The organism is Pseudomonas cremoricolorata DSM 17059 = NBRC 16634 (genome assembly GCF_000425745.1).
In the GTDB taxonomy this organism is placed as follows: domain Bacteria; phylum Pseudomonadota; class Gammaproteobacteria; order Pseudomonadales; family Pseudomonadaceae; genus Aquipseudomonas; species Aquipseudomonas cremoricolorata.
Genome location: NZ_AUEA01000010.1, coordinates 95938 through 114978 on the forward strand (window position 1 = coordinate 95938; position 19041 = coordinate 114978).

General features: G+C 64.3%; 13 protein-coding genes and 1 riboswitch. Of the genes, 5 read left to right on the top strand and 8 right to left on the bottom strand.

Going from position 1 to position 19041, the window contains the following annotated elements; genetic code table 11:
- Positions 1-211: 211 nt before the first annotated feature.
- Genes H618_RS0113030 through H618_RS0113040 form a run of 3 tightly spaced genes read left to right on the top strand, consistent with a single transcriptional unit; the run spans position 212 to position 3864 of the window.
- Complete coding sequence (locus H618_RS0113030; protein WP_028695473.1) at positions 212-1615, top strand: MBOAT family O-acyltransferase; 1404 nt, start codon at positions 212-214, stop codon at positions 1613-1615.
- Positions 1602-2663 carry an SGNH/GDSL hydrolase family protein gene (locus H618_RS0113035; protein ID WP_028695474.1) on the top strand — a complete coding sequence of 354 codons (1062 nt, stop codon included), beginning with the start codon at positions 1602-1604 and terminating at the stop codon, positions 2661-2663. The genes H618_RS0113030 and H618_RS0113035 overlap by 14 nt, the downstream gene beginning before the upstream one ends.
- Before the next feature lies 1 nt (position 2664).
- Complete coding sequence (locus H618_RS0113040) at positions 2665-3864, top strand: SGNH/GDSL hydrolase family protein (RefSeq protein WP_028695475.1); 1200 nt, start codon at positions 2665-2667, stop codon at positions 3862-3864.
- A gap of 248 nt (positions 3865-4112) precedes the next feature.
- Here H618_RS0113040 and ribB read toward each other — a convergent pair whose 3' ends face one another.
- From ribB to H618_RS0113060, 4 genes are all read right to left on the bottom strand, one after another.
- On the bottom strand, positions 4113-4754 hold the full coding sequence (gene ribB / locus H618_RS0113045; protein ID WP_028695476.1) for a 3,4-dihydroxy-2-butanone-4-phosphate synthase: 642 nt from the start codon (positions 4752-4754) through the stop codon (positions 4113-4115).
- Between the two features lie 79 nt (positions 4755-4833).
- Positions 4834-4975: riboswitch (FMN riboswitch) on the bottom strand.
- Between the two features lie 89 nt (positions 4976-5064).
- Positions 5065-5961, bottom strand: coding sequence for an alpha/beta hydrolase (locus H618_RS0113050; protein ID WP_033727671.1), 897 nt, complete (start codon positions 5959-5961; stop codon positions 5065-5067).
- Positions 5962-6053: 92 nt separating this feature from the next.
- Positions 6054-7406 carry a HAMP domain-containing sensor histidine kinase gene (locus tag H618_RS0113055; RefSeq protein WP_028695478.1) on the bottom strand — a complete coding sequence of 451 codons (1353 nt, stop codon included), beginning with the start codon at positions 7404-7406 and terminating at the stop codon, positions 6054-6056.
- Positions 7406-8098: a response regulator transcription factor gene (locus tag H618_RS0113060; RefSeq protein WP_028695479.1), complete on the bottom strand. Its 693-nt coding sequence runs from the start codon at positions 8096-8098 to the stop codon at positions 7406-7408. The genes H618_RS0113055 and H618_RS0113060 overlap by 1 nt, the downstream gene beginning before the upstream one ends.
- A gap of 192 nt (positions 8099-8290) precedes the next feature.
- Here H618_RS0113060 and H618_RS0113065 point away from each other — a divergent pair, with 192 nt between their 5' ends.
- Positions 8291-10465: a TonB-dependent siderophore receptor gene (locus H618_RS0113065; protein ID WP_028695480.1), complete on the top strand. Its 2175-nt coding sequence runs from the start codon at positions 8291-8293 to the stop codon at positions 10463-10465.
- A gap of 43 nt (positions 10466-10508) precedes the next feature.
- Here H618_RS0113065 and H618_RS0113070 read toward each other — a convergent pair whose 3' ends face one another.
- The 4 genes from H618_RS0113070 to H618_RS21685 all read right to left on the bottom strand — a co-directional run bounded on the left by H618_RS0113070 (position 10509) and on the right by H618_RS21685 (position 15505).
- Positions 10509-12941, bottom strand: a complete 2433-nt coding sequence (locus H618_RS0113070; protein WP_028695481.1) for a TonB-dependent siderophore receptor — start codon at positions 12939-12941, stop codon at positions 10509-10511.
- Positions 12942-13043: 102 nt separating this feature from the next.
- Entirely contained in the window at positions 13044-13982 is a 939-nt protein-coding gene (locus tag H618_RS0113075) for a FecR domain-containing protein (RefSeq protein WP_028695482.1), read from the bottom strand.
- A complete protein-coding gene (locus H618_RS0113080) occupies positions 13975-14487 on the bottom strand; it encodes a sigma-70 family RNA polymerase sigma factor (protein WP_028695483.1) in 513 nt (170 codons plus the stop codon). Before H618_RS0113080 ends, H618_RS0113075 begins: the two co-directional genes overlap by 8 nt.
- A 133-nt stretch (positions 14488-14620) precedes the next feature.
- Entirely contained in the window at positions 14621-15505 is an 885-nt protein-coding gene (locus tag H618_RS21685) for a tetratricopeptide repeat protein (RefSeq protein WP_050577311.1), read from the bottom strand.
- Between the two features lie 1065 nt (positions 15506-16570).
- Between H618_RS21685 and H618_RS0113095 the strand changes: the two genes are divergently transcribed.
- Positions 16571-18988: a glucose/quinate/shikimate family membrane-bound PQQ-dependent dehydrogenase gene (locus H618_RS0113095; protein WP_028695485.1), complete on the top strand. Its 2418-nt coding sequence runs from the start codon at positions 16571-16573 to the stop codon at positions 18986-18988.
- Positions 18989-19041: the final 53 nt, after the last annotated feature.

Genomic DNA, 19041 nt, shown 5'->3' on the forward strand with positions numbered 1-19041 from the left:
GACGTTAGCAGAGCGGGACAGGGGTAGCAAATGGCTACGCGCTTACGTCTTGTTGCACTTTCCTTAGGGTCTACAGCCGATTTCCTCTTGATTTCAGGAAATTCCTTTCATTGTGAGCCCTGATGCCCTCTGCCATACTCGCCGCGCTCTGGCACCGGCCCCGGCACGGGTTTGCCAGTCATTTCTTCTCTATCGCGTAACGGACTGCGTCGTGAGTTTCCTTTCGATCGAATTCGGCCTGTGTTTTCTGCTGTTGTTCGTGGCCTATTGGGGTCTGGGCGCCTGGCCGAAGTGGCAGAACCTGCTGTTGCTGGGCGCCAGCTACGGGTTGGTCGCAAGCTTCGGGCTGGCCTCGCTGTACACCCTGCTGGGCTACAGCGCGCTGGTCTGTCTGCTGGGCCTGCTGGCCGGGCGTTACCCGGGACGCTGGTTCAATCCCCTGCTGCTGCTGAGCCTGGTGCTCGGCGCGTTCTATCTGTTCAAGTACCAGACCTTCCTGGTCGAAGGGGCGCAGGCTGCATTCGCCGATCTGGGCGTGCATGTGTCGTTGCCGGTGCTGCAATTGCTGGTGCCGATCGGCTTGTCGTTCTATGCCTTTCATTCGGTCAGTTACCTGGTGTCGATCCACCACGGCGAGATGAAGCCTGCTGCGCCCCAGGACCTGGCGTTGTACCTGGCGTTCTTTCCAAGCGTGGTGGCGGGGCCGGTGAACCGCGCCGATCACCTGCTCGGGCAAATCCGCAGCAGCGAGCGACGAGAGGTCCTCGAACCGCCGCGTGCCCTCGGGCTGGTGGCGCTGGCGGTGTTCAAGTTGTTTTTCTGCAGTGCCTGGCTGGGCAGCCTGTGGGTCGACCCAGTGTTCGCCACCCCCGGCAGCTTCGGCGCCGAGCAGATTCTGCTCAGCGTGTATGCCTACAGCTTCCTCATCTACTTCAACTTCAGCGGCTACACCGACCTGGTCACCGGCATCGCGCTGCTGCTCGGCTTTCGCCTGCCCACGAACTTCAACGCACCCTACGCCGCGCATAACCTCAAGGAATTCTGGGAGCGCTGGCACATCAGCCTGTCGCGCTTCATTCGTGACTACGTGTACATCCCGCTGGGCGGCAACCGTAAAGGCGCCTTTCGCGGCAACCTGAACATGCTGGTGGCGATGCTGGTCTCGGGCCTGTGGCACGGCGCCAGCCTCAACTTCATCGTCTGGGGCGCACTGCATGGTGTGGGCCTGGCGCTGTTCAAGTTGTTTCGCCAGGAAGTCTGGGGCTTTGCCCGCATGCCCGGCGCGGCGCTGCTGGCGCGCTTGCTGACCTTCCACTACGTAGCCCTGGCTTGGGTGTTCTTCCGCTGCGCAACGCTGGACGATGCCTGGGACATGCTCAGTGGCCTGGGCGGCCTGAGCCTGGCCGGCCTGCACTCGAGCAGCGGCGCGCTGATTCTGGCCTTCCTGCTGTTCGTCGCCACCTATCCGCAGTGGCTGGCGATGCTGCGCCAGGGTTTTGCCGCCAGTCAGCGCCTGCCGTGGCAGCTGTATCCATTGCCGTTGACGCTGTTCATCGCGCTGGTGATTTTCGCCTCGCAATCGGGTGTGCCGGGGTTCATCTATGCCAGTTTCTGACGCGCCGCAGAGCACGTTCGGCGTCGCCCGTACGCTGTACGCCATGCTGGTGGTCAGCGTGCTGTTGTGCTGGCTGAACCAGGATTCGATCAAGCTCTATTGCCAGCAGAAATACCACCAGAGCTGCGAAGTGCCGGTGTTGGGAGGCTGGTCGCTGTGGCGCCTGGGCGCGGATCTGAGCACCGCACTAGGTGAAGGCCGCGACAGTTTCCTCGCCAGCCTGAGCGACCGCGAGCAGCAGGCCGATCAGCCGCCAACCGTGAACCTGCCTGCCACCGCGCCGGTGGTCACGGTGGATGTCAGCACCGCGCCGGCGCCACAACCGCCGCTGCCGGTGCAGCCGGCCGCATCCGCAGCGCCGTCAGCGCTGTCCAGCGACCGGCCTGTGCTGGCGACCCTGGCCGAGGGCGATGAAGTGTTTCTGGTCGGCGACTCGCTGATGCAAGGCGTCGCGCCGCACCTGGCCAACAGCCTGTTGCGCCGGCACAAGGTGCGCACCGTCAACCTCAGTCGGCAAAGCACCGGGCTGTCGTACCCGGGCTTCTTCAACTGGCCGCGCACCGTCGCTGACACCTTGGCGCAACACCCGCACATCCGCCTGATGGTGGTGTTCCTCGGCGCCAACGACCCGTGGGACATGCCGCAAGGCAAGGGCAAGCCGTTCGTGTACTTCAAGTCGCCACTGTGGGAACAGACCTACCGCGCGCGCATCGACGCCATCTTGCAGTCTGCGCGCGACCACCACGTGCAGGTGATCTGGGTCGGCCCGCCGAACATGAGCACGCCGCGTCTGTCTCAGGCCATGGCCTACTTGAGCGAGCTGTACCAGCAGCAGACCGGGCAATACGGCCAGCACTACGTTTCCGCCAACCCGTTCCTCGGCTACACCGACGAGCAGTTTTCCGCCAGCGTGCCTGGCGCCGACGGTACCCAGGTCAAGGTGCGCGGCGACGACGGCATTCACTTCACCATCACTGGACAAAAAATGATCGCCAGCCAGCTCATGGCCCTGATCGGTTTTTCCGGCCTGATCGTTACAGGACACTGACATGCGCCCATGGCTTCACCTCGCCGCCGCAGCGCTGATCTTCAGTGCCACACCGGGCTGTAGCGCCGACGCCGGCAGACACGCCAAGCCGGCGCCGAACCTCGCACCGGTGGCCGCCGCGCCCGCTGCGCCGCGAACGCCGGCGGCGGTATTGGCCGGCAAACTGCGCGCGGCCAAGCGGGCGGGTGTACATATCGTGCAGTTGGGCGATTCGCACACCGCCGCCGACCTGTTCAGCGGCGAGCTGCGCCAGTTGTTGCAGGCGCGCTACGGCGACGGTGGTATCGGCCTGGTGCCGGCCAGTGCGGTGCCGGGCATTCGCAGCGACCGGCTGATCATCAACAGCAGCGCTCGTCAGTGGCAGTTGGTGTCGGCGCGCAACGAGCAAAGCGAGCAGTTCCCGCTGGGCGGCTATCTTTCGTTGCCATTGGCGGCGCGTTCGACGGTGAGCCTGCAAGCACGGGGCGACGACAGCCGGCGCTACCAGGTTTCGGCGCTGTACCGTGCCGGTGCCGATGCCAGCCTCAGCGCCAGCGCCAGCGCTGGCCAGCGTGTCGCGCTGCCCGCCACGCAAGGGCAGTGGCGCTTGAGCCCGGCCTTGGACAACATCGGGTTGCCGACGCAACTGAACGTTAGCGCGAGCCAGGGCCTGGCCCTGGGCGGCTGGTACGTGCAGGGTCGCAAGAACGCCGGCGTCACCTACACATCGTTAGGCATCAACGGGGCGCGGCTGGAGGTGGTCGACAAGTGGCAAGCCGGCTGGCAGGACACCCTCAAGGCCCTGCGCCCCGACCTGATCATCCTCGCCTACGGCACCAATGAAGCCTTCGATGACACCCTGGACCTGGCGTTGTACCAGAGTCAGATGGACGCCACGCTGACCCGCCTGCATCGCGACATGCCAGGCGCCGCGATTCTGCTGGTCGGCCCGCCGGATTCGATCAAGCAACGTCGCGCCGGCAGCTGTGCAGCTCGCCAGCCACAACCGCTGGCCGCAGTGGTGCGGATTCAACGCCAGCTCGCGCGCAAGCACCAGGCGCTGTTCTGGGACTGGCAGGCCTACATGGGCGGCCCTTGCTCTATTGCCCGTTGGCAGGCCCAGGGCCTGGCCCGACCCGATCTGGTGCACCTGAGCGCCGACGGCTACCGCAAGAGTGCTCAGGGTTTGTACGACTTCCTCAAGCAACGACTGAAGCTGTAACGCAGCCCGGCACGTCGATCGACGTGCCGGGTATCCGTGCAGGGTTCGGCTCTTGGGCAACGCACGTACTGGAGGTGTTTGCCCTTGCCAATCTTGCGGTACATCCATTCCAAGGCGGCAGTGGTTGTATTTTGATCACACGCAGAGATCGCCAAGTGCATGGCGGGCGTGAAAAGGAAGGGGCTGGCTTGCCAAGACAGGTTCCAGTCAGGCGGGTCAGATCAAGCCCGACCACTGCCCAACGCCCTTCACCCCGCCACAACCTCCCGCTGCATCAGCGCCTGACGATAGCGCACCAGTTCATCGATGGTCAGCACCGGCAATTGGTACTCGCGGGCGTAGGCTTGCACCTGCTCGCCGCGGGCCATGCTGCCGTCGGAGTTCATCAGTTCGCACAGCACCGCCGCCGGGCGCAGGCCGGCCAGGCGGGCGAGGTCGACCGAGCCTTCGGTGTGGCCGCGGCGGGTGAACACGCCGCCGTTGCGCGCGCGCAGCGGGAAGACATGCCCGGGGCTGACGATTCGGCGGTGCTGCGGGGTGGAATCGAGCGCCGCGAAGATGGTGGTGATGCGGTCTTGTGCCGACACGCCGGTGCTGATGCCGTCGGCGGCCTCGATGGTGACGGTGAAGCCGGTGCCGTGCCGGGCCTGGTTGTTGGCGACCATCGGCGCCAGTTGCAAGGCGTCGACGGTGGCCTCGTCCAGGCACAGGCAGACGATGCCGCTGCAGTCTCGGATCATCATGGCCATGGTCTGCAGCGAGATGTTTTCTGCGGCGGCGATGATGTCGGCTTCATCTTCACGGTCGTCGTCGTCCAGCAGCAGCACGGGCCGGCCGGCCTGGAACGCGGCGATGGCGGCGGATACGTTGGGGAAATGCGGGGTAGACATGAAACGCTCCTCGTAATGGCTCGATGAACGTCTCGGGGCGAACGCAATGCGCGTGCAGGCGCCGAACTCGGCACCTGACCTACGCCTTCTTTCATCCGGACTATGACCGTCGGCTCTGGAGTCGCACCAGATCTGCTGACCTCCGACCGGGTCGGAGCGCTCGCGGGCTCATCTTTCGATTTACCGCCGGTGGGGACTTTCACCCCGCCCTGAAGACCCGTAAAGCATACAGGCAGGCAGTGGCGTTCTGGCAAGTCCGGGTTGGCGCAAGGTGACAAGCTTCACAGACGCGCACGCCGATGCACAGGCTTCAGCGCTGCATCTGCTCCAGCACCCAGTGCAACGAGGCCGGCAGCATCGGGCCATGGCTCAAGCCGTTGAAGCGTTCGAAGCGTACGCTCAGGCCTGGGGTCTGACGCAGTTGATCGAGCAGTGCGCGCATCGGCCCTTCCGCATCGGCCTGTTGCGGGCCTTGGGGGGTGGCCGGTTCCTGCGAGCCGCGCATCAGCACCAGACGCGCGGCATGCGTGCCGAGACGCTGATGCAGGCCCTGCGCCTGGGCAGCGATCGCGCCGTCGTGCCACCACAACGAGGGGCTGGCGGCGATGTAGTCAGTGAATGCCTGGGGGCGGGTGAACAGGGTGTGCAGCACCGCCAGGCCGCCGTAGGAGTGACCCCACAGGGTCTGCCGTTGTGCGTCGATGGGCGCTCGCGCGGCCACCGCCGGGCGCATGCGCTGGGTCAGCAGGTCGAGAAACGCGTCGATGCCACCGCTGGGTTCACCGCTCAGGGGGTCGATCTGCTGCGCTTGCCCGGGCAGCGCCGGGGTGTAGTCGAAGGTGCGTGCCCTGCGCTCGATACGCTGCGCGCTTTGGTAGCCGACCGCGACCAGCAATGGCGCCTGGCCTGCGGCCAGTTGCTGCAGTTGCTGTGCGTCGAGTGCGCTGAGCGCTGCGTTGCCATCGAGCATCCACAGCACCGGGTAACCCGCAGCCGGCGCCGGACGCTCCGGTCGGCCGATCCACAGGCGGTAATGCCGCTGGCCGTCGAGCGAATCGACATCGAGCTGGCTGAAGCGGTAGCCCAGGTCGTGGCGCTGCAGCAGCGAAGTGTCCATCGGCTGCTGCGGGTCAGGTCGCGCCAGGGCGACAGGGGCGAGCAGTGACAGCAGCGCCGTCAGCAACAGGGGCAGGATCAGGATGGGCATCACGGCGCTCGGTCAGGGGCAGCGCCACACAGGCGTCGCCGAAGGCCCCCGATGATAGTCGGCAGCGAGCAGCGGTAAAGCGCATTAACACTCTAAACAGAGCGCTCGCAGGCGAGCGCAGCGGCCGGCAGCAGCAGATGCAGGCGCAGCCCTGGGTCGGCGTTGCTGGCCCACAACCTGCCGCCCTGCAGCTCGATGGCGCGACGTGCGATGGCCAGACCCAGGCCGAACCCGGCGCCGCTGTCGGCCAGGCGCTGGTAGGGCTGGAAGATCCGCTCAAGCTCGGCGTCGGGCACGCCCGGGCCGTGGTCGCGCAGGCACAGGTGCCAGAACTCGGCCTCGCGCCAGCCCTCCAGGCTGACCAGGCCGGCGACCGGCGAATGGCGGACGGCATTGCGCAGCAGGTTTTCCAGGGCCTGGGCCAGGCTGTCGAGATGGGCCTGCACCTGGCAGTCGATCCCCAGGGTGCACGGCAGGCGTTCAGGAGCCCAGCCACTTTCGAAGCAGATGTCTTCGCACAGCGCTTCCCAGACCGACAGCACGGGCACCGGCTCGGTCGCCAGCTGCGGTTGTTCGGTGTCCATCCAGGCCAGGTCCAGGGTGTCTTCGAGCAGCTTTTGCATGTCGTCGACTTCGCGTCCGACCCGCTCGCGCAACTGCGCGCCATGCAGGTCGCTGTCATGGGCGATGCGCAGCCGCGCCAGCGGCGTACGCAGTTCATGGGACAACGTGCGCAGCAGCAGGCGCTGCTGCTCCAGGCTCTGGCGCAGCCGCGCGGCCATATGTTCGAAGGCCTGGGCCAGCTCACCCAGCTCGTCGCGACGCTCTTGCAAGGCAGGCGCCGGGCTGTCGAGGTTGTCGGCGCGCAGAGCGTCGGCGCGATCGCGCAGGCGGTTGAGCGGCACTACCAGTTGCCGATAAAGCGCCAGCCCCAGCAGCAACGCCAGCAAGGTAGGGGCCACGCCGTGGGTGACGACGTGGGTCCAGGGCGTCAGCCCAGTGGGCAACAAGCGTTCGGGTAGCTGCAACACCAGCCGGCCGAGTTCGGGGTGGCGGGGAAACTCGATGCTGACGTAGGGCAGTTGATCCTGCAGGCGCCGGCTCAGCGGCCAGTCGAGCTTGCGCATGAACGCCAGGTTGGCCGACTCCTCTGCGCTCAGCGCGGTGCTGCCCAGGCTTTGCAGATCGGCACCGACCACCGCCACCCAGGTGTCTTCAGCTGCTGCCAGTTGCTTGCCGAACGCGTCCACGGCAGTCGCGCCGCCTTCTTGCCAGGCCTGCTCGGCCTGTTGCGCGTAGCGGGCCAGGTAGGCTTGATCGGCGGGTGCGAGAAAGTAGCTGCTGCGCTCGACGGACAAGCCCCAGGTCCAGATCAGCCAGGTCAGCAGCAGCCCGAAACTCACTTGAATGGCCGCCAGTTTCCACAGCAGGGGATGGCGCCGCATCAGTCGTGACCGGCGTCGAGCAGCACGTAGCCCTGGCTGCGCACTGCCTGGATCTGCAGGTGCTGCGCGCCGATGTCGGCCAGTTTGCGCCGCAGGTTGCACACATGCACATCCAGCCCGCGGTCCAGGCGGGTGTAGGCCCGATACAGCACGGTCTGGTAAAGAAAGGCTTTGCTCAGGGCTTCGCCGGGATGTGCGCTGAGGGTCACCAGCAGGCGGAACTCGGACGCGGTCAGTCCGGCGGCGCGGCCGTGGTGCAAGACATCCTGACCCTGGTGATCGAACTGCAAGCCGCTGCCCTGGGCCTCGCGCGCCGTCTCACGACCGTAGGCGGCGCGGCGCAGCAGGGCATCGCTGCGCGCATCCAGTTCGGCGAGGCTGAATGGCTTGGGCAGGTAATCGTCGGCGCCGCGGGTGAAGCCGCTGATGCGATCCTGCTCGGCACCCAGCGCCGACATCAGCATCACCGGCACCGCCTGCTCGCGGCGTAGCTGGTCGAGCAGGCTCAGGCCGTCGATGCCGGGCAGCATGATGTCCAGCAGCACCAGGTCGAACGTGCGCCGCTGCACCTGCTCCAGCGCCTGTGTGCCGGTGGCGCAGTCCTGTACCTGAAATCCGCGGTTGAGGAAATGCTCGCGCAGATCGTGGCGCAGGCGCAGGTCGTCTTCGACGAGTAGGAGGGAGGTCGGCATGGTTGGCTGGTTATGAGAATGTTTATCAGTTGGCGATCATCCCACTGTCGGCCAGGCAGGGCAATCGCTGCCCGCAGGCGCAAGGGTTAAGAAGGTTAAGCCTGCTGCACCCCAGTACCGGCTTCGGTATCTTCGCAAAAAGCAACGTGTTGCGTTTGCGATTCAATATCATTTGGGCGGGGAGAGCAGGGCATGTGCGGTAGCAACGGTTTGGGCAACTCGGGACGCATTCGTGGCTGGCTGTGGTTGGGCATGCTGGCGCCATTTTCCTTCTCGGCGCTGGCGCAGACGGTTGCCGAGCAGACCAGCCTCGAGCCCGCGCTGGACCTGCCCGCGCTGACCATCGAAGGCAATCGCCTGTACGACATGCTGCCCTCCGAAGCCACCGGCGGCTACAGCGTCGATGCCGCGACCGTCGGCACCAAGACCCCGGCCTCGCTCAAGGAGATCCCGCAGTCGATCACCGTCTACACCCAGGACTACCTCAAGGATCGCCAGTTCGTGCACCTGGACGACCTGGCCAAGTACACCGCGGGCCTGCGCACGCTGACCAACGACAGCGGCCGCTCGTCGATCTACGCCCGCGGCTACGAGTACAGCGAATACAACATCGACGGCCTGCCAGCGCCGATGGGCAGTATCTTCGGCACCGTGCCTTCGCTGGCGGCCTTCGACCGCGTGGAAATCATGCGCGGCCCGGCAGGCCTGTTCAGCAGCACCAGCGAGCTGGGCGGCATCGTCAACATGGTGCGCAAGCGCCCGACCGCAGCATTTCAGGGCCATGTCGACGCCAGCTACGGCACCTGGGACACCAACCATGAAGAGATCGACCTGAGCGGCCCGCTGGATGATGCAGGCCGGGTGCGTGGGCGTTTCATCGCCTCGCGCGACGACACCAACGGCGAAGTCGACTACAACGCCAACACCAGCAACAGTTACTACGGCGCGCTGGATGTCGACCTCGATGAAGCCACCACGCTGTCGTTCGGTCTGATCCATGAAGTGAAGAACATCGTTCCGCACAACGGCTACCCGGCCAGTCTGTCGGGCGAGGTGCCGGACTTCAGCCACTCGCGCTTCCTCGGCGCCGACTGGAACCATTTCGACGGCAAGACCACCGACCTGGTCGCCGAGCTGACCCACCGTTTCGACAATGGCGGCTATGGCCGTATCGCCGCCCGCGGTTCGCAGCGCAGGACCGACTACCTGTACGCCTTCACCGCCACCAACGCCAACACCGGGGCCAATTCCGAGCGGGTCAGCGCCCGGGATTTCACCCAGGACACCTATTCGCTGGATGCCAGCTACAGCCAGCCCTTCGCCACCTTCGGCCAGGTCAGTGAATTCGTGGTCGGCAGCGACTACAAGAACTACGACACCGAGTACCTCAACGGCACCAGCAACCTCGGCGTGATCGATGTCGGCAGCTACCGCCCCACCGACTTCGCCAAACCGTCGCCCAACTACAGCACCGAGACCGGCATGCAGGAGGAAGAATATGGCCTCTATTCCAAGGTCACGTTGCGCCCGGTCGAGCGTCTGGCGCTGATCGCCGGTGGCCGTTTCAGCTGGTACCGCGGCGACTTCTACACCACCACCCTGAGCACCGGTGCGACGGCAACTGACGACAAACGCGTGGATGGCCGTTTCACACCCTATGGCGGCGTGGTCTATGACCTGACCGACACCCATGCGCTGTATGCCAGCTACTCCCAGGTGTACAAGCCGCAATCCGACACCGACGCCCAGGGCCGGGTGCTCAAGCCGCGTGAGGGCGAGCAGTATGAGTTCGGGCTCAAGAGCAGCTTCTACGGAGGTGATTTGAACACGCGCCTGTCGGCGTTCCACCTCACCGACCAGAACCGCGCCACCACGGCCTTCGACGCAGACGGCGTGGATACCGGCTACTCGGTGGCCACGGGCAAGACCCGGGTCAAAGGCATGGAAGTGGAGGTCAGCGGCAAGCTCACGACCAACTGGGAACTGCTCGCCGGCTACACCTGGATGCAGACCGACACGGTCAAGGGCGATGCCGAGACCACCTTCTTCATCATGCCGCGCCATCAGGCCTCGCTGTGGAGCAAGTACACCCTCGACCAGGGGCCGCTCAGCGGCCTGGCGATTGGCGGCGGGATCTCGGCGATGAGCAACTTCCACGCTGAGAACGGCGGCGTACGTATCGACGCGCCGGGCTATGCCACCGTCGACGCCATGCTGTCGTACCCGCTCACGTCCAAGCTGACCGCGACCTTCAACGTCAACAACCTGTTCGACCGTGACTACCTCTCCCGGGTCGGCTCGACCTCGACCTTCAACTTCTACGGGCCTTCGCGGAGCATGATGGTCGGCGCTCGCTACACGTTCTGAACCGGTCTGGCTCACCCACGCGGCAGGGCACTAACCAACGGGGTCAATACGCATAACGCAATGTGGTCATGACATTGCGCGGCGCGCCGTACAGGCCGCCCGCCGTGGTGGTCAGGTAGTGTTTGTCGAACAGGTTGTTGAGGTTCACCGTGGCCGACAGCGCAGGGGTGATCTGGTAGCGGGTCATCAGGTTGGTCACCGCGTAGCTGCTTTGCGTGGTGGCGTAGCTCAGGTCGTAGCCGGCGGCGCTCTGCCAGTTCACGCCGCCGCCGACGGTCCACTTGTCCAGCTCGCCGGGCAGGCGGTAGGTGGTGAAGAGCTTGACGCTGTTGCGCGGAATCTCGGTGACGATGCGTTTGTCGTCGTCATTGAAGCTGACGTTGTAGGAATAGCCGGCCATCACCTGCCAGCCTTCGCTCAACTCGCCATTGACCTCCAGTTCCACCCCTTCGCTGGTGGTGCCGCTCTCGGCGCGGTAGGCCTGGAAGCCGCTGGGCTGAAGATTTCTGCCATCGGCCACGGCGAGGTTGTCCTGCTCGACCCGGAACAGCGCCAGGCTGGCGTTCAGGCGGCTGTCGAAGAAGTCGGCCTTCAGCCCCAGCTCGTAGCCGGTGCCCTCCAGCGGGTCGAGCGGCGAGCCGTTCACATCGCGCACCTGATTGCCTTGGGGGTTGAAGATCTGCGTGTAGCTGGCGTACGCAGTCCAGGTGTCATCCAGGTCGTAGACCAGGCCGGCGTAGGGAATCACCACGCCGCTTTCGGTGCGCTCGGTGCGCTGGCGGTCGCCGCTGTAGGGCTTGTTGAGGTTCTCGCGGTGCCAGTCGACCACGCGCGTGCCGAGAATCAGGCTGGCCGCATCGCTCAGGCGCCAGCGTGAGGTCAGGTAGGCGGCGTACTGGGTTTCGGTCATGTCGGTGGTGCCGAACTTGGTGAACACCGGCTTGGGCGACTGGCCGTGCCAGTTGAAGATGTCGTCGATGGTGTCGTCGTAGCCGGTGCGGGCGCTTTGCCAGCCGCCGTAGTTGGCGGTGCCGCGTTCTTCGATGCGCGACAGGGTGACGCCGCCGATCAGCTCATGCTCACGGCCGAGCAACGGGAAGGTGCCGGTGAGGTAGGCATCGAGGTTGCCCTGGGTCGGGGTGGCTTGCCAGCGGTTGGGCGAAATGGTCGCGCCTTCGCCGGTGACCGGGTCGATCTCGCCGTCGACATAGGCGATCACCGTGTCGTAGGCATTACGGGCGTGGCTGTATTCGAGCTTGCCGCTCCAGCCGTTGGCGAACTGGTGCTCCAGCGAGGTGAACAGCGTGCTCTGCTGGCGATCGTAGTAGCTCCAGTCCGGCGAGGTGTTGAACGAGCGCTTGAAGTCGGTGCGCTGGCCATCGACGGTGAACAACGGAAAGCCGGTGCGCATCGGCGCGTTGCTGTGGGTCACCTGGTGGCTGAGGCCGAAGGTCAGCAGCGTCGAGTCGCTGAGGTCCATTTCGGTGATGCCATACAGGGTGGACGTTTCCTGGCTGAAGCGGTCGATCCAGGCGTGCTGGTCCTTGTGATCGGCGACGAAACGGCCGCGCACCGTGCCGGCGTCGTTCAGCGCACCGCCCACATCCACGCTCAGGCCATAGCGGTCCCAACTGCCGGCCTCGGCCGATAGCAGCACTTGCGCAGCATCGGTCGGGCGCTTGCGGATCAGGTTGATGGTCGCCGAGGGGTAGCCCATGCCGCTGATCAGGCCGGTGGCGCCGCGCACGATCTCGACTCGGTCGTACATCGCGGTGTTCTGTGTGTAGTTGTCCATGTTGGCCGAGGTCGGCACGCCGTCGATCTCGAAGTTGCGGATCGAGAAGCCGCGTGACATGTACACCGTGCTGTCTGCGCCCAGACTTTCGCGGATCACGGTGATGCCCGGGGCGGCATCGAGAGCGTCGGTGAGGGTGTCGAGCTTCTGATCGTCCAGGCGCTGGCGGGTCAGCACGGTGATCGACTGTGGGGTCTCCTTGAGCGACAGGTTCAGCCGCGTCGAGCTGCTCGACGATGCCGTGGTGTACGACCCGGTGCCTTCGGTGGTGGCGCCTGGCGCCTTGCCGGAAATGCTCAGCGCGGTCAGCTCCAGCGCACCGTCGCTGGTGGCGGTGCTGGGCATCAGCAGGTAACCGCCATTGGTTTCCCGGCGCACCTGCAACCCGCTGCCTTGCAGCAGCTGGGCCAGGCCATCATCCACCCCATAATCGCCGCGCAAGCCTGGCGAGCTGAGGCCAGCGGTCTGTTCACTGGCGAACGACAGCGTCACTCCGGCGCGATTGGCGAACTCCGCCAGTGCCTTGCCCAGCGGCCCGGGGGCGATATCGAAGCGGGTGACCTGGGCCTGGGCCATGACCAGCCCTGGCAGCGCAGTGATGGGCGCGACCAGCAGGCCGAGCCAGGCCAGGTGAACGGCACGCGCCAGCGCACTGGGCAGTTTCGGGGTGGGGCGGGACATGCGATTTTCCTTTCGTCGACGTGGCAGAGGTGCGGCAGTGATCGCCGCTTCAGTGCATGGCCGAACGAGAATGAAAATCGGCAACCCCTGCGTGCGGTTTTTTCATGCCAAGTCGATGCGTACCCAGTAGCGGGTCAGGTACTGAATGCGAATCGGCAGGGCGCTGGCGAGGTTGCCCAGCGCCGCATCGCTGTCGTCCAGGCGAAACGCCCCGGTCACCCGCAGCCCGGCGGCAGCGTCGGTGCAGGTGAGATAGCCAGGGCGGTAGCGGGCCAGTTCGGTCAGCACCTCACGCAGGCGCCAGTCGAGGGTCATGAGCATGCCGCGGGTCCAGCCATCACTGCCGGGCGGCAGCGCGGCGATGGCGTCGTGGCCTTGCCGATCGAAGCTCGAGCGCTCGCCGGCCTCTACCCGCAGCAGCGCGCCGGGGTTGTTCAGCGGGCGTAGCTCCACAGCGTGTTCGAACACCTGCACCGTGCTGTGCTCGCCTTGGCTGGACACGCTGAAGCGCGTGCCCAAGGCGCGCACGCTGCCTTGCGGGGTCAGTACCAGCAGCGGCCTGTGGGCGGGGTCGGCGGCGGATTCGAGCAGCAGTCGACCTCGATGCAGCTGGACTTCACGGCGCCGCTCGTTGAAATGCACATCGGCGCGGGTGTCGGTGTCGAGCAGCAGCCGGCTGCCATCGGCCAATTGCAGATGCCGGCGCTCGCCTTTACCGGTGCGGTACCGCGCCAGGCGCGAGGGCAGCGGTTCGACCAGCAGTGCGCCCGTACCCGTAGCTCCAGCGGCGAGCAGCACGCCAAGCACTTTCAGCACCTGACGCCGTCGAGCCCTGGCGCCGGCCAAGGTCGGCAGGGCCTGTTCGGGTGATAACTGGGCGAACTGACGTTGCAGCTTTTCCACCTGCGCCCAAGCCTGGGCGTGCCGCGTGTCGGCCGCCAGCCAGCGCTGCCAGGCTGCCTGGGTGGGGGCGTGCCCAGGCTGCGCCGTCAGTTGCACGTACCAGTTGGCTGCGGCCTCCAGCTCCTTGCGCTCAAGCACCGTCGCCTTCCTGGGCCAACAGCAGGCAGTGGGTGAGGGCGCGGACCATATGCTTCTTCACCGTGGTCACCGATACCATGAAGCGTTCGGCTGCGGCCACGTAGCTCAGGCCTTCGAGCTGCACGGCAAGGAAAATCCCTCGGGTTCGCTCACCCAGGCCCTCGAGCAGCGCATCCACTGCCACCAGCGTCTCGATGATCAACAGCCGAGTTTCCGGCGAGATCGCCACGGCAGCGGGCTGTAAAGCCAGCGTTTCCAGGTAGGCCTGCTCGATGGCGCGGCGGCGGAAGCGATCGATCATCAACGCCCGGGCGATGGCGCTGAGGTAGGTGCGCGGCTCGCGAATCGACTGCACATTTCGCGCAGCCAGCACCCGCACGAAGGTGTCCTGGGCCAGATCTGCCGCATCGCTGGCATTGCCCAGACGCGTGCGCAGCCACTGTTTCAACCAGCCGTTGTGGGCCTGGTAGAGCTGATGCAAAGAAGAGGAATCGAGGGCAGACATGGCAGCGTGCTATGTGAGAATGATTCTCTACATTGTTGGCGAAAAGCCAGCAGGATAACAAGCGGTCGCTGGTGGTAACTGGCTCGCAGTTTGAGCGGCACAGGCACCTCGTTGTGGACATCGATCGCGAGCTTTACAGCTCGAATGGGGTTGCGAAGATCACCGGTGCGATCATTTCCACTTTGCCTGACTTGTCGGTGAACGGCGCAGACGAGCCCATGCTGAAGGTCGATGCCACACTGAGTAGCGCCGCATCCAGACGAGCATACCCGGTACGCTCGCTCAGCCTGACCCTCGGTTTGCCGCTGTCGGCGGTGAAGGTGAGAAACAATTTGGCCGTCCTGACCTCGTCGATTTGCCCACTCGCCCTGAAGGCATCGACTGACTCTCGGCTTTTGAGGATCGAGCCTAACCGCTCATGCACACCCCGCACCCACAAGTCCTGATACCGCTCGCGCTGCAAGGCGTCGAACGGCTGCCCCAAGTGGCGTAGACGAGCTACGTTGTTCCACGCCTCGTCGTCGAAGCGGCGCATGACACTCATGTAAAGCGCCAAGGCTTCGTCAACATCCTTCGGGCCGCCTTTTCCTGCCTCCACAAGTTGCCCAAGTTGTATGGCACCGGATTCGCCCGCCAGATGATAAAATCCGCGCGCCTTGACGTAATCGACCGACTGACCCTGGCCTTCTTCCGCCATCTGGCCCAATGCCGCATAGGCGGAGGGATCATAGTGGCTAACGGCGCGGAACAATCTACGCGCCTTGGTGAAGTTCTGCGAAACACCATAGTCCTTGCCATGCTGGTACATCTTTCCAAGCGTCTTCATGCACGTGGTGTTGCCCCTCTCTGCCTGAGCCATCACATAGTCGACGGTACTGGCTTTCACCGGCGGTGTTTCGGTCAATACTAGGCAGCGCACCGCGGCGAGCTTCAGTTCGGCGCTGTGTGTGGATGGATTCGGACTTGCGCAGGCGGTGAGGGCGAGGGCGGCCACGATGATTAACGCCGATTTATACATTGACGAACTCTCTGAAAAAGACGGATAGCCAGTGGCCGCCTAGCTGGGACCGGCATCGGCCTTTCTGAAAGACCTTGGCGAGCGAGGCGTACTTGACTGTGCCGGCGGGTCAGGACTCTAGAGAAAACGTGCGGGTGGGAAAAGCGATAAAGTGTAACTTTTACAGTGTGCTTATTTGATAGTGGTTTCCAGGATTTACGATTATGGCGCTGGTGCATCTGCTTGGATAAAAGCTCAGCGTGATATTGAGGGATGTGTTGATTTTTCAGGTAGGAATGTTCTGAGATTTTGATGTGTGTAGTGTGGAGCCGTGAAGGAATTTATATTCCGGCTGTTGAGAAAAAATCGGCCAAAGTTTGATTTTTTTCAAAGAGTGATTTGGGTTTGGCGTTTGAGTTCAACATTGGGCTACTGATTCAACAATGGATCTTCATACTGCTTGCTCATCACCTGCGTCATCATTTCAATCAGATGTTGCGTAGGGTCTCGCACCAGGCTCTGTAGCCACAGTCTTGAGATGAAGGTGCGACACGATCGGGGGCAGCCCAGGTCAGGCGTCTGCGCAAACAGTCAGGGCGGCCAGCATGGACTCGCATCGCCTGTGGCGGTCGGGAACCCGTATCGGCCAGGTGCCTCAGGCACGACAGGCGGTCGTCACAACGTGTAAGCTAATGTTACTGCGACCTGCCGCCTTGACGGACCACTGCCTGTGTCATCCTTGTCAGGGCAGAAGTGCATGTTCGATGGACGTGCGTCAGAGCCTGCCCGAAACCAGTTCGCCTTCGTCGTTTCGTTTCACATCCCGGTCTCTGCCATCACCCTTGGTCTTGCGAGCAACCGATGGTGCTCGAGGGTGCATGGCTTGAGCTCGACGAAAGCGCCTACGCCGATCTGGACCACGTCTGGTCGACGATTTTTGCCCTCGGCTGCGGTATGGGCGTGCTCTGGGGCCGGGTCATGGCGTACCCGTTCGCTGGCAGTTGGCGGGCATATGGGTTTTCGCCGGCAACGCTCTCGAGCAGAAAAACCACCTTTTCAGATGATCCCCCCATGAGGTCTTCAATCATGACAAACACTGGCTCACGACTTCGAGCTGCAACCTTCATTCTGATCGGGCTAGGGTTGATCATCAGCCTGCTCGGAGCAGGCCTTGCCATCGGCGGCGGTCGCCTGGTCAGCCTGGGTGGCTCTTGGTACTTCCTGGTGGGCGGCGCTCTGATGACCTTGTCAGGCATCCTGCTAGCCTTGCGCAAACCCGCCGGCGCCTGGCTGTATGCGGTCTTTTTGCTCGGCACGGCCATCTGGGCAGTGATCGACGCCGGCCTGGTGTTCTGGCCATTGTTCTCTCGCCTGTTCATGTTCGGCGCCATCGGTCTGGTCGTGGCCCTGGTCTATCCCATGCTGGTGCGTGCCAGTGGTGGCGTCGCCGGGCGCAGCGCCTACGGCCTTGCCGGCGTGCTGGCCGTGGCGCTGGTGATCGCCGCTGGCAACATGTTCGTCGCTCATCCGAGCGTCGCACCGAATGGCAAGGGCCCAGGCATGACGCCCGTCGAGGCGGGCACAGAGCAGAAGGACTGGGCCCACTACGGCAACACCGAAGGCGGCAGCCGCTTCGCCGCGCTCGACCAGATCAACCGTGACAACGTCGACAAACTCAAGGTGGCCTGGACTTATCACACCGGTGACGTCGCTATCAGCGACGGCAACGGTGCCGAAGACCAACTGACCCCGCTGCAGATCGGTAACAAGGTTTTCATCTGCACCCCGCACAACAACCTGATCGCACTCGATGCCGACACGGGTAAGGAGTTGTGGAAAAACCAGATCAACGCCCAGTCCAAGGTCTGGCAGCGTTGCCGTGGCATGGCCTACTACGACGCCACCAGCGCCATCGTCCAGCCGACCCAGCCAGACAGCTCGCCAGTGACCGGCGGTAGCGTTGCGGCCGGCAGCCAATGCCAGCGCCGCCTGCTGACTAACACCATTGACGGCCGCCTGATCGCTGTCGATGCGGATAACGGCGAGTTCTGTCAGGACTTCGGCAACAACGGCCAGGTCGACCTCAAGGCCGGCCTGGGCGAGGTGCCCGATTCCTACTACCAGCTGTCTTCCGCGCCGCTGATGGCCGGTACGACCGTGGTCGTTGGCGGTCGCGTTGCCGACAACGTCCAGACCGACATGCCAGGTGGTGTGATCCGAGGCTTCGACGTGATCACGGGGGCCATGAAATGGGCCTTCGACCCGGGTAACCCGCAAGACCGTGCGGCGCCAGCCGACGGCAGCACGTACGTACGCAGTACCCCGAACAGCTGGGCGCCGATGTCCTACGATGCGGACATGAACACCGTATTCCTGCCGATGGGCTCTTCGTCCACCGACATCTATGGTGTCGAGCGCAGCAAGCTCGACCACACCTACGGGGCTTCAGTACTGGCGCTGGACGCCACCACGGGCAATCAGAAGTGGGTGTTCCAGACCGTACACAACGATCTGTGGGACTTCGACCTGCCGATGCAGCCGAGCCTCATCGATTTCACTAAGGAGGATGGCAAGACCGTGCCTGCGGTGGTGATCGGCACCAAGGCCGGGCAGATCTACGTGCTCGACCGTGCCACTGGCAAACCGCTGACTCAGGTCGACGAAGTGCCAGTCAATCCGAGCAACATTCCTGGCGAGCCATACTCCCCAACCCAGCCGAAATCGGTCGGTATGCCGCAGATCGGCGCGCAGACCCTGACCGAGTCTGACATGTGGGGCGCAACCCCTTACGACCAGCTGCTGTGCCGCATCGACTTCAAGAAGATGCGCTACGACGGCCTCTACACCGCGCCAGGCAGCGATCTGTCGCTGAGCTTCCCTGGCTCGCTGGGCGGCATGAACTGGGGCAGCATTTCGACTGACCCGGTACACGGCTTCATCTTCGTCAACGACATGCGCCTGGGCCTCTGGATCCAGATGATCCCGTCGCAAAACAAAGGTGAGGCCGCCTCGGGTGGCGAAGCGCTCAACACCGGCATGGGCGCCGTACCGCTCAAGGGCACGCCCTATGCGGTGAACAAGAACCGCTTCCTGTCGGTTGCCGGCATTCCTTGCCAGGCTCCACCATTCGGCACCCTGACCGCCGTCGACATGAAGACTCGCCAGATTGCCTGGCAGGTTCCGGTCGGCACTGTCGAAGACACAGGCCCAATGGGCATCCGCATGCACCTGCCGATCAAGATCGGCCTGCCGACCCTCGGCGGCACCCTGTCCACCCAAGGTGGCCTGGTGTTCATCGCCGGCACCCAGGACTTCTACCTGCGCGCCTACGACAGCAGCAACGGTAACGAAATCTGGAAGGCCCGCCTGCCCGTTGGCAGCCAGGGCGGCCCGATGACCTACGTCTCGCCCAAGACCGGCAAGCAGTATGTCGTGATCACTGCCGGCGGTGCGCGCCAGTCGACGGATCGGGGCGACTACGTGATCGCCTACACCCTGCAGTAAGTGCCGCACCGCTCCAGCCGTCGAGAGCAGTTTTCCTGCAAGCCCATGGCTTG